11 protein-coding genes and 1 pseudogene are annotated in these 9,284 nt (G+C 73.0%); 5 read left to right on the top strand and 7 right to left on the bottom strand.

The features are described from left to right. Positions 1 to 199: 199 nt before the first annotated feature. Together ACLF5H_RS37175 and sigE are read right to left on the bottom strand one after the other, a co-directional pair. Positions 200 to 580, bottom strand: a pseudogene (locus ACLF5H_RS37175) (anti-sigma factor family protein); the annotation flags it as partial. Further along, positions 577 to 1,290 carry an RNA polymerase sigma factor SigE gene (gene sigE / locus ACLF5H_RS37170; protein WP_421680398.1) on the bottom strand — a complete coding sequence of 238 codons (714 nt, stop codon included), beginning with the start codon at positions 1,288 to 1,290 and terminating at the stop codon, positions 577 to 579. The gene sigE and the pseudogene ACLF5H_RS37175, both read right to left, overlap by 4 nt. 233 nt (positions 1,291 to 1,523) lie before the next feature. Between sigE and ACLF5H_RS37165 the strand changes: the two genes are divergently transcribed. Next, positions 1,524 to 2,225, top strand: a complete 702-nt coding sequence (locus ACLF5H_RS37165) for an O-methyltransferase (RefSeq protein ID WP_233534548.1) — start codon at positions 1,524 to 1,526, stop codon at positions 2,223 to 2,225. A gap of 117 nt (positions 2,226 to 2,342) precedes the next feature. Here the strand turns inward: ACLF5H_RS37165 and ACLF5H_RS37160 are convergent, their stop codons facing one another. Next, complete coding sequence (locus ACLF5H_RS37160) at positions 2,343 to 2,510, bottom strand: DUF3117 domain-containing protein (RefSeq protein WP_018544333.1); 168 nt, start codon at positions 2,508 to 2,510, stop codon at positions 2,343 to 2,345. A 372-nt stretch (positions 2,511 to 2,882) separates the two neighbouring features. On the opposite strand from ACLF5H_RS37160, the gene ACLF5H_RS37155 reads away from it, so the two are divergent. Next, complete coding sequence (locus tag ACLF5H_RS37155; RefSeq protein WP_421680397.1) at positions 2,883 to 3,686, top strand: enoyl-CoA hydratase/isomerase family protein; 804 nt, start codon at positions 2,883 to 2,885, stop codon at positions 3,684 to 3,686. A gap of 7 nt (positions 3,687 to 3,693) precedes the next feature. Here the strand turns inward: ACLF5H_RS37155 and ACLF5H_RS37150 are convergent, their stop codons facing one another. Together ACLF5H_RS37150 and ACLF5H_RS37145 are read right to left on the bottom strand one after the other, a co-directional pair. After that, a complete protein-coding gene (locus ACLF5H_RS37150; RefSeq protein ID WP_421680396.1) occupies positions 3,694 to 4,275 on the bottom strand; it encodes a DNA-3-methyladenine glycosylase I in 582 nt (193 codons plus the stop codon). After that, positions 4,272 to 4,628, bottom strand: a complete 357-nt coding sequence (locus ACLF5H_RS37145) for a DivIVA domain-containing protein (protein WP_421680395.1) — start codon at positions 4,626 to 4,628, stop codon at positions 4,272 to 4,274. Before ACLF5H_RS37145 ends, ACLF5H_RS37150 begins: the two co-directional genes overlap by 4 nt. A 137-nt stretch (positions 4,629 to 4,765) precedes the next feature. Between ACLF5H_RS37145 and folP the strand changes: the two genes are divergently transcribed. Continuing rightward, positions 4,766 to 5,626: a dihydropteroate synthase gene (folP, locus tag ACLF5H_RS37140; protein WP_086805821.1), complete on the top strand. Its 861-nt coding sequence runs from the start codon at positions 4,766 to 4,768 to the stop codon at positions 5,624 to 5,626. 14 nt (positions 5,627 to 5,640) lie between these two features. Here folP and ACLF5H_RS37135 read toward each other — a convergent pair whose 3' ends face one another. Next, complete coding sequence (locus tag ACLF5H_RS37135; protein ID WP_085566400.1) at positions 5,641 to 6,399, bottom strand: TIGR00730 family Rossman fold protein; 759 nt, start codon at positions 6,397 to 6,399, stop codon at positions 5,641 to 5,643. A gap of 106 nt (positions 6,400 to 6,505) precedes the next feature. Then, a complete protein-coding gene (gene dapE / locus ACLF5H_RS37130) occupies positions 6,506 to 7,585 on the bottom strand; it encodes a succinyl-diaminopimelate desuccinylase (protein ID WP_421680394.1) in 1,080 nt (359 codons plus the stop codon). Positions 7,586 to 7,682: 97 nt separating this feature from the next. On the opposite strand from dapE, the gene ACLF5H_RS37125 reads away from it, so the two are divergent. Further along, a complete protein-coding gene (locus tag ACLF5H_RS37125) occupies positions 7,683 to 8,675 on the top strand; it encodes a heavy metal transporter (RefSeq protein WP_421680393.1) in 993 nt (330 codons plus the stop codon). A gap of 290 nt (positions 8,676 to 8,965) precedes the next feature. After that, positions 8,966 to 9,284, top strand: a 319-nt coding sequence (locus ACLF5H_RS37120; RefSeq protein WP_421680392.1) for an ATP-binding protein, incomplete at its 3' end; no start/stop codon positions are given.

Below are 9,284 nucleotides of genomic sequence, written 5' to 3'. Positions count from 1 at the left end.
GGGGGGGGGGGGGGGGGGGGGGGGGGGGGGGGGGGGGGGGGGGGGGGGGGGGGGGGGGGGGGGGGGGGGGGGGGGGGGGGGGGGGGGGGGGGGGGAGGAGGAGGGGGGGGGGGGGGAGGTCGCCCTCACCGAACGGGCCGCCCGGTCCGCCGAAGCCGGTCTCCTCCTGGAAACCGGTCCGCTCGGGGCCGGAACCCCCCGGGCGCGCCGGTACATAGCCGAAGGAGAAGCCCCGGCGCAGGCCGAAGGGGCCCGGGTCGCCGGGGGCCCGGGTCTCGGGGTCATGGCCGAGCAGTCCGCCGGGCGGGGTGCCGGGGTCGCCGTCACCGCCCCCGGGGAGGCCCTGGAGGCGGGCCAGCAGGCTCGCGGAGGGCGGGGGCGGGGCCGCGGTCGCGAACACGCTCTTCAGCGCGCGCTGGGCGTCCGCCTCCGCCTTGCAGCGGGCGCAGGTGGCCAGGTGGGCGAGGACGCGCTCCCGCGTGTCATGGCCCAGCTCTCCGTCCACCAGGGCGGAGAGCCGGTCTCCGAGATGCTGCTCGGCGAGGTGCGCCTCGACCGGTTTCTGTCGTGATCCGCTCACGCCGTCGCGCCCCCTCCCCCCAGTGCGGGGACCCGGGTCATGAACGAGCGCCGCTCGGCGGCTCGGGCCTCCGGGGAGCGGTGCGCGAGCGCCTTGCGGAGCTGGGAGCGGCCGCGGTGGATACGGGAGCGGACGGTGCCGAGCTTCACGCCCAGGGTCGCGGCGATCTCCTCGTACGACAGCCCCTCGATGTCGCACAGGACGACGGCGGCGCGGAACTCGGGCGCCAGGGTGTCCAGGGCCTGCTGGACGTCCGCGTCGAAGTGCGCGTCGTTGAAGAGCTGCTGCGGGGTGGGTTCGCGGCTGGCCAGGCGCTCGGCCGCGTCCTCGCCGAGGGCGTCGAAGCGGATGCGCTGCTTGCGCCGGACCATGTCCAGGAACAGGTTCGTGGTGATGCGGTGCAGCCAGCCCTCGAAGGTGCCCGGCGAGTACGTCGACAGGGAGCGGAAGACGCGGACGAAGACTTCCTGGGTGAGATCCTCGGCGTCGTGCTGGTTGCCGGTGAGGCGGTAGGCCAGGCGGTAGACGCGGGCACTGTGGGTGCTGACGATCTCGTCCCAGGTGGGCGGAGTCCACGCCTGCCCGTCCGCGTCACTGGTGAAGGTCGCGGTCTGGGTGTCGCGCCCGGCGGTGCCGGGTGCGTGGCTGTCAGCAGCGGTGTCGGTCACGGATTTCGGCCTGCCCGCCGATCCCAGGAGGCGCCGAAGCACTCCTCCCCGGTCCTCGGGTGCGGCCGCACCTCCCCTGTCGGCTCTGGTGGTGTCCAGTGGAGCCCCTACCATAGCCACCTCGCCCGTTAGCTCCGGATAAGCGTTTTTACGAGAATTTGATACTTGCTGATGCGGCTCGTGCCGCTGCGTCAGCAGTTGTGCGGTGCCCTGCTCCACCTCTCGCCCCCCGAAGCGTCCCCCACCCTGTCTCTTCCCCATAAACGCCCGGTCCCATCTGCGGGTTCCCGACGCCAACGGATACAGTCACGCCGAGGCATCCATGGGGACGACAGGAGAGGGTCATTACCGGCAACCGGCAGACGAGCTCGGCTTTCGCCGACGCCTTTGCCGCCGAGGACGAAGCACTGCTGTGGGCCCGCGACCGCGCCCTCGACGCAGGACTGCGCTCGGTGTCGCCCGGCACGGGTTCCGCGCTGCGCCTGCTCGCCGCCTCCGTGGACGCGAAGGCGGTCGCGGAGATCGGCACGGGCTGCGGGGTGTCCGGAATCCATCTGCTGCACGGCATGCGCCCGGACGGCGTGCTGACCACGGTCGATCCGGAGCCGGAGCACCAGCAGTTCGCCCGGCAGGCGTTCCGTGCCTGCGGCTTCGCCAGCAACCGGGCCCGCTTCATCCCCGGCCGCGCCCTGGAGGTGCTGCCCCGGCTCGCGGACGCGGGCTACGACCTGGTGTTCTGCGACGGGGACCGGCAGGAGTACCCGGACTATCTCGCCGAGTCGCTGCGGCTGCTGCGGGCCGGCGGCCTGGTGGTCTTCGAGGGCGTCTTCGCGAGCGGCCGTACGGTCGACTCGGGGCCGCAGCCCTCGGAGGTGCTGCGGCTGCGGGAGCTGCTGCGGACGGTGCGCGAGAGCCAGGAGCTGGTCCCCTCGCTGCTGCCGGTCGGCGACGGGCTGCTGTGCGCCGTCAAACGGTGACGGCGGCGCGGGGTCCCGTCCCGGCGGGACCCGGCGGGCGTCCGCCGCCCGGGAACGCGGCTGCCCCGGCACCGCGTACGATGCCGGGGCAGCCGCAAGGACCGACTCGTGCGCGCGTCAGACGACGACCTTCTTGAGCGCGTCGCCGAGCGCCTCGGCCTCGTCAGGGGTCAGCTCGACGACGAGTCGACCGCCGCCTTCGAGCGGAACGCGCATGACGATGCCCCGCCCCTCCTTGGTCACCTCGAGCGGACCATCGCCCGTCCGCGGCTTCATGGCCGCCATGCTCGTTCCCCTTCCTGAAACCAGCTCATCGTCTGCCGTTGGCACCCGGCGGGCACCCGCGGGACCGAACCGGACACGCGACACCGGCATCGAACACATTGCTTCTAAGCCATTATCCCGCATCTCAGGACCCGATGACCAACATCGGTCCGCATCGCTTGGGCAACGCGCGCGAGCAAAACCACTCAATTCGGGGATGTGGCTGCGATACTGCGCCACCGCACGGACGGCCTTCGGTCACCGGGGGCCCGGTTTTCTTTGACGCAGCTCACACCCGTCGGCGGGCCCTTCGCCGGTGATCTCCGCCATGCTGTGATCGGACAGGGACGTACCGAGCGGTACGTCACCACCGCGAACCGGAGGGGATGCGCCATGGCCGACACCGTGCTCTACGAGGTGAGCGACGGGCTCGCGACGATCACGCTGAACCGCCCCGAGGCGATGAACGCGCTGAACGTGGCGACCAAGGTCGCGCTGCGGGAGGCGGCCGAGGAGGCGGCCCGGGACACGGCCGTACGGGCGATCCTGCTGACCGCCGCCGGGGACCGGGCGTTCTGTGTGGGCCAGGACCTCAAGGAGCACATCGGGCTGCTGGCGCAGGACCGGGAGACCGGGTCGGGGCAGACGATGAGCACGGTCGGCGAGCACTACAACCCGATCGTGCGGGCGCTGGCGGGGGCGGCCAAGCCGGTGGTCGCCGCGGTGAACGGTGTCGCGGCGGGGGCGGGCTTCGGGTTCGCGCTCGCGGCGGACTACCGGATCGTCGCCGACACCGCGTCCTTCAACAGCTCGTTCGTGGGCGTCGCCCTGACCGGGGACTCCGGGATCTCCTGGACCCTGCCGCGGGTGGTCGGGCCGAGCCGCGCGCAGGACCTGCTGCTGTTCCCGCGCAGCATCGGCGCGCAGGACGCGCTGGAGCTGGGGATCGCCAACCGGGTGGTGCCCGCGGCCGAGCTGCGGGCCGAGGCGGAGAAGGCGGCGCGCAAGCTGGCCTCGGGGCCGACGGTCGCCTACGCGGCGATCAAGGAGGCGGTGGCCTTCGGACTGACGCACTCCCTGGAGGAGACGCTCCAGAAGGAGGACGAACTCCAGACGCGGGCCGGGCAGTCCGAGGATCACGTGATCGCGGTGCAGGCGTTCGTGAACAAGGAGAAGCCCAGGTATCTGGGCCGGTGACGCGCCCCTAGCCGCTGTTCCGCGCCACGCACGTCTCCAGGTGGTCGTTCACCAGTCCGCACGCCTGCATCAGGGCGTACGCCGTCGTCGGGCCGACGAATTTCAGGCCCCGCTTCTTCAACTCCTTGGACAGGGCGGTGGATTGCGGGGTCACGGCCGGGACGTCCGCCAGGGTCTTGGGGGCCGGGCGGCCGGCCGGGTCGGGGGCGTGGGACCAGATCAGCTCGTCCAGGTCGCCGTCCGCCCAGTCGGCGAGGACGCGGGCGTTGGCGAGGGTGGCGTCGATCTTGGCGCGGTTGCGGATGATGCCCGGGTCGGCCAGCAGGCGCTCGCGGTCCTCGTCGGTGAAGGCGGCGACCTTCTCGATGCGGAAGCCCGCGAAGGCGGTACGGAAGCCCGGCCGGCGGCGCAGGATGGTGATCCAGGACAGGCCGGACTGGAACGCCTCCAGGCTGAGCCGCTCGAAGAGGGCGTCGTCGCCGTGGACCGGGCGGCCCCACTCCTCGTCGTGGTACGACACGTAGTCGTCGGTGGACAGGGCCCAGGGGCAGCGCGGCGCGCCGTCCGGGCCGAGGATGGCGGCGGTCACTGCTGGTCCTCCGGGTGCCGGGACTTGTCCAGGGTGGGGCGGGCGGCGGCGCGGGCGCCGGCCAGCGCGGACTCCAGGCCCGCGATCCGGGCGTCGCGCTCGGCGAGTTCGGCGCCGAGGCGGCCGAGGGCGTCGTCGACGTCGGACATGCGGTAGCCGCGCACGGCGAGCGGGAAGCGCAGGCTCTCCACGTCCTCGCGGCCCACCGGCCGGTCGTCGGGCAGCGGGTCCTGGAGCCGCTCGGGCGCGGCGTCGGGCAGCGGGCCGCTCTCGTCGCCGCCGCCCACCACGGCGAGGGTCACCGCGGCGACCACGACGGCCAGCGCGATGACCAGGAACAGGAACATCACCATCGTCTGGAGGCCCCCAGCTCGGGTGCCGGCGCTGTGCCGGACGCGGAATCTGTCAGCTCCGATCGTGCCATGCGCGTCTGACAGTTAGGGTCACTGGCGGTCGCAGTGCCGGACGGACGAGGAAGAGGTCACAGCGGATGCTCAGGCTGGGCAGGCGGGAATTCGGACCGCACGAACGAGTGATCATGGCGATCGTGAACCGGACCCCCGACTCTTTCTACGACCGCGGGGCGACGTTCCGCGACGAGCCGGCCCTGGCACGCGTCGAGCAGGCGGTGGCCGAGGGCGCCGCGATCATCGACATCGGCGGGGTGAAGGCGGGCCCCGGCGAGGAGGTCTCCGCCGAGGAGGAGGCGCGGCGCACGGTCGGCTTCGTGGCCGAGGTGCGGCGCCGGTTCCCGGACGTGGTGATCAGCGTGGACACCTGGCGGGCCGAGGTCGGCGAGGCGGTGTGCGCGGCGGGCGCCGATCTGCTGAACGACGCGTGGGGCGGCGCCGACCCGGGCCTCGCCGAGGTCGCGGCGCGCCACCGGGTGGGGCTGGTGTGCACGCACGCGGGCGGCGCCGAGCCGCGCACCCGCCCGCACCGGGTGACGTACGACGACGTCATGGCGGACGTCCTGGAGGTGACCGTGGGCCTCGCGGAGCGCGCGGTGGCGCTCGGGGTGCCCCGGGAGTCGGTGCTGATCGATCCCGGGCACGACTTCGGCAAGAACACCCGGCACAGCCTGGAGGCGACGCGGCGCCTGGACGAGATGGTCGCGGCGGGCTGGCCGGTGCTGGTGTCGCTGTCCAACAAGGACTTCGTCGGGGAGACGCTGGACCGGCCGGTCAAGGAGCGGCTGATCGGCACGCTGGCGACGACGGCGGTGTCCTCCTGGCTCGGCGCGATGGTCTACCGGGTCCACGAGGTCGCCGAGACCCGCCAGGTCCTCGACATGGTCTCCGCCATCGCGGGCCACCGCCCTCCCGCGGTGGCCCGGCGCGGTCTGGCCTGATCCGACGGGAGGCCCTAGCGGGCGGCCTCCTTGGAGACCAGGGCCACCGCCTCGTCCACCTCGTCCGTGACGTGGAAGAGCAGGAGGTCCTTCTCCATGGCCTTGCCGGTGGCCACCAGGGTGTTCTTCAGCCAGTCGACCAGGCCGCCCCAGTACTCGCTGCCGAAGAGGACGATCGGGAAGCGGGTGACCTTCTGGGTCTGCACCAGGGTCAGCGCCTCGAAGAGCTCGTCCAGGGTGCCGAGGCCGCCGGGCAGCACCACAAACCCCTGGGCATACTTCACGAACATCATTTTCCGGACAAAGAAGTACCGGAAGTTCAGCCCGATGTCGACGTAGGGGTTCAGCCCCTGCTCGAAGGGCAGCTCGATGCCGAGCCCGACCGAGACGCCGCCCGCCTCACACGCGCCCTTGTTGGCGGCCTCCATCGCGCCGGGGCCACCGCCGGTGATCACCGCCCAGCCGGCCCCCGCGAGGCTGCGGCCGAGCCGCACCCCCGCGTCGTACTCCGGCGAGTCCACGGGGGTGCGGGCCGAGCCGAACACGCTGATCGCGGGCGGGAGTTCGGCCAGTGTGCCGAAGCCCTCGATGAACTCCGACTGGATGCGCAGCACCCGCCAGGGATCGGTGTGCACCCAGTCGGAGGGGCCGCCCGCGTCCAGCAGCCGCTGATCGGTGGTGCTCGGCGTCACCTGGCCCCGCCGCCGCAGGACCGGCCCCAGCCGCTGCTCGTCCGGCGGCTGCTTCTTACCCTCGGGGTTGCCGGTAGGCATGTGCGCTCCCTCCGCTTGCCGGTGGTTCCCCATCAGCCTAGATCTACGCGGGTTACGCAGGGGGGACATACGCATGTCCGCCAGGCGTGCGCCACGGGCGGCGGGGCTAGGCGGTGAGCCAGTCGGCCAGCCGCTGCTCGGCCTTGAGGATCTTGGCGGTCTCCACCCGCTCGTCCCGCTTGTGCGCCAGGTGCGGGTTGCCGGGGCCGTAGTTGACCGCGGGGATGCCGAGCGCGGCGAAGCGGGAGACGTCCGTCCAGCCGTACTTGGGGCGCGGGATGCCGCCGACCGCCTCGATGAAGGCCGCTGCGGCCGGGTGGGAGAGGCCGGGCAGCGCGCCGCCGCTGTGGTCGTCGACCACGAACTCGGCCACCCCGCAGTCCGCGAACACCTCGCGGACGTGCGCGATCGCCTCCTCCTCGGTGCGGTCGGGGGCGTAGCGGAAGTTGACGGTGACCACGCACTCGTCCGGGATGACGTTGCCCGCGACCCCGCCGCCGATGCCCACGGCGTTCAGGCCCTCGCGGTACTCCAGGCCGTCGATCACCGGGTAGCGGGGCTCGTAGGCCGCCAGGCGGGCCAGGATCGGCGCGGCCGCGTGGATGGCGTTGGCGCCCATCCAGGAGCGCGCCGAGTGCGCCCGCTCGCCCTCGGTGCGCAGCAGCATCCGCAGGGTGCCCTGGCAGCCGCCCTCGACCTCGCCGTCGGAGGGCTCAAGGAGCACCGCGAAGTCGCCCTCCAGCCACTCCGGACGCGCCTCGGCGACATGGCGCAGGCCGTTGAGGTGGGCCGCGACCTCCTCGTTGTCGTAGAACACGAAGGTCAGGTCGCGGTTGGGGGCCGGGACCGTGGCCGCGATGCGCAGCTGGACCGCCACGCCCGACTTCATGTCGCAGGTGCCGCAGCCCCACAGCACGCCGTCCTCGTCCAGGCGCGAGGGCACGTTGTCCGCGATCGGCACGGTGTCGATGTGCCCGGCCAGGACGACCCGCTCGGCGCGGCCCAGGTTCGTCCGGGCGATCACGTTGTTGCCGTAGCGGTCCACCGTCAGGTGCGGCAGGGCGCGCAGCGCGGTCTCGACGGCGTCCGCGAGCGGCTTCTCGGTGCCGCTCTCGGAGGCGAAGTCCACGAGCCGCGCGGTCAGCGTGGCGGCGTCCAGCGTGAGGTCAAGCGAGGTGTCGGCCATGGCCCCGACCCTAGCGCGCCACCCCGGGACACCCCGTTCGCGCGCGCGGCGGCGGACCGCTGCCGAGCGGGGGCGACAGCTCCGCTACCTTGTACGCGTGTCACAGCCGTCCCCCACCCGTCCCAAGCGCCGCGGCCGTCTTCTCCGGTTCTGTGCGGCCCTGTTGGTCCTGTGCGGTGTCGCCGCCTATCTCGTGGTGCAGTACGTCACCGGAGGCGGTGGTTCACACGGCTGCAGGGTGGTCCCGGCCACCGGCACCGGGACGTCGTACGAGTTCACGCCCGAGCAGGCGGCGAACGCGGCGACGATCGCCGCGGTCGGCACCGGCCGGAACATGCCCGAGCGGGCCGTGACGATCGCGCTCGCCACCGCGCTCCAGGAGTCGGGGCTGCGCAACATCGAGCACGGCGACCGGGATTCGCTCGGCCTGTTCCAGCAGCGGCCCTCGCAGGGCTGGGGCACCGAGCGGCAGATCATGGACCCCACGTACGCGGCCGGGATCTTCTACGCCCATCTCGCGAAGGTGCCCGACTACTCCGATCTGCCGCTCACCGTGGCCGCGCAGAAGGTGCAGCGCAGCGGCTACCCGGAGGCGTACGCCAAGCACGAGCCGGACGCCGAGCTGCTGTCGGCCGCGCTGACCGGGCGGGCGGCGGCCACGCTGACCTGTGACGGGCGCTTCGACCCGGCGGCCGAGGCGATCGGCCCGGACGCGGTACGGGCCGCGCTGGTACGGGACTTCGGGCGGGACGCGCTCCAGGAGACCGGTGCGGAGGTCGGCGGGACTCCGGTGCCCTCGCCCTCCCCCTCGCCGAGCGTGACGGCGACGGCGAGCGGGCGGACGGTGACCGTGCCGGTGCCGCTCGGGACGCGGACGGACGCGAGCGGGCGCGACGAGCGGGAGCGGGGGTGGCAGCTCGCGCACTGGGCGGTCGCCAACTCCTCGGCGCTGCACATCCAGCGGGTGTCCTACGCGGGGCGGCTGTGGATCGCCGGGAGCGACGGCGGGGCGTGGCAGCAGGTGCGCTCGCAGGGCGCCGCGGGGGCGGAGAAGTCCGTAGGCGTTGTCCGGATCGTGACCGGACAGTAGTACGGGTCATCGCGCCGACGGGTGGCGTCGGCGTTTCACACGCGGCCGAACGGGCGAGTCATGGAACTCGGCCGGGATCCCTTGTGGCTCAAGGGGCGGAAGGATTCTGCTGGGCGTTCTCGCGGACGCCCTTTGCCCGTTTTTATCCACACCTGATAATGCGATGCGTTATCGGTTCTTTACCTGGGGCGTCCGCAACCTTCGGGGGCTTCGAGCGGTAGTCATGGCGTCCGAGCCCGGTGCCGGGTCCGGACGACAGAGATCGTTCTTCTCCCGTCGAATGGAGCATCATGTCCCTCCCCCTGACCCGCCGGATCGCCCGTGCCGCGCTGCTCGTCGCAGCGGGAGCGGCCGCCGGGGTCGGTGCGGCCGGCTCCGCCGGTGCGGCCACGAACCTGCCGGCCACCGCGAACCTGGGCGGCCTGACCGCGCTGGACGCGGCGCACGTCGGCGACACCGTCGACGGTGCCGCGGAGCACGTCACCTCGCTGGCGGGCAACGCGGGCGGCAACGCCGTGAAGACGGCCGTGCCGGCCGCGGGCAAGACGGCCGGCGGTGCCGTGAAGAAGACCGCCCCGGCGGCCCAGCAGGCCGCGGGCGGCGTCGCCG

The organism is Streptomyces sp. LaBMicrA B280, assembly GCF_049222185.1.
GTDB lineage: Bacteria > Actinomycetota > Actinomycetes > Streptomycetales > Streptomycetaceae > Streptomyces > Streptomyces murinus.
This window is presented reverse-complemented; position numbering and strand designations above follow the sequence as displayed.

Bases quoted from the DNA above. Each gene is read 5' to 3' on its own strand.
- ACLF5H_RS37160 (WP_018544333.1), bottom strand. From the start codon at position 2,510: ATGGCGGCCATGAAGCCGCGGACGGGCGATGGTCCGCTCGAGGTGACC.
- ACLF5H_RS37155 (WP_421680397.1), top strand. From the start codon at position 2,883: ATGGCCGACACCGTGCTCTACGAGGTGAGCGACGGGCTCGCGACGATC.
- ACLF5H_RS37145 (WP_421680395.1), bottom strand. From the start codon at position 4,628: ATGGTGATGTTCCTGTTCCTGGTCATCGCGCTGGCCGTCGTGGTCGCC.
- folP (WP_086805821.1), top strand. From the start codon at position 4,766: ATGCTCAGGCTGGGCAGGCGGGAATTCGGACCGCACGAACGAGTGATC.
- ACLF5H_RS37135 (WP_085566400.1), bottom strand. From the start codon at position 6,399: ATGCCTACCGGCAACCCCGAGGGTAAGAAGCAGCCGCCGGACGAGCAG.
- dapE (WP_421680394.1), bottom strand. From the start codon at position 7,585: ATGGCCGACACCTCGCTTGACCTCACGCTGGACGCCGCCACGCTGACC.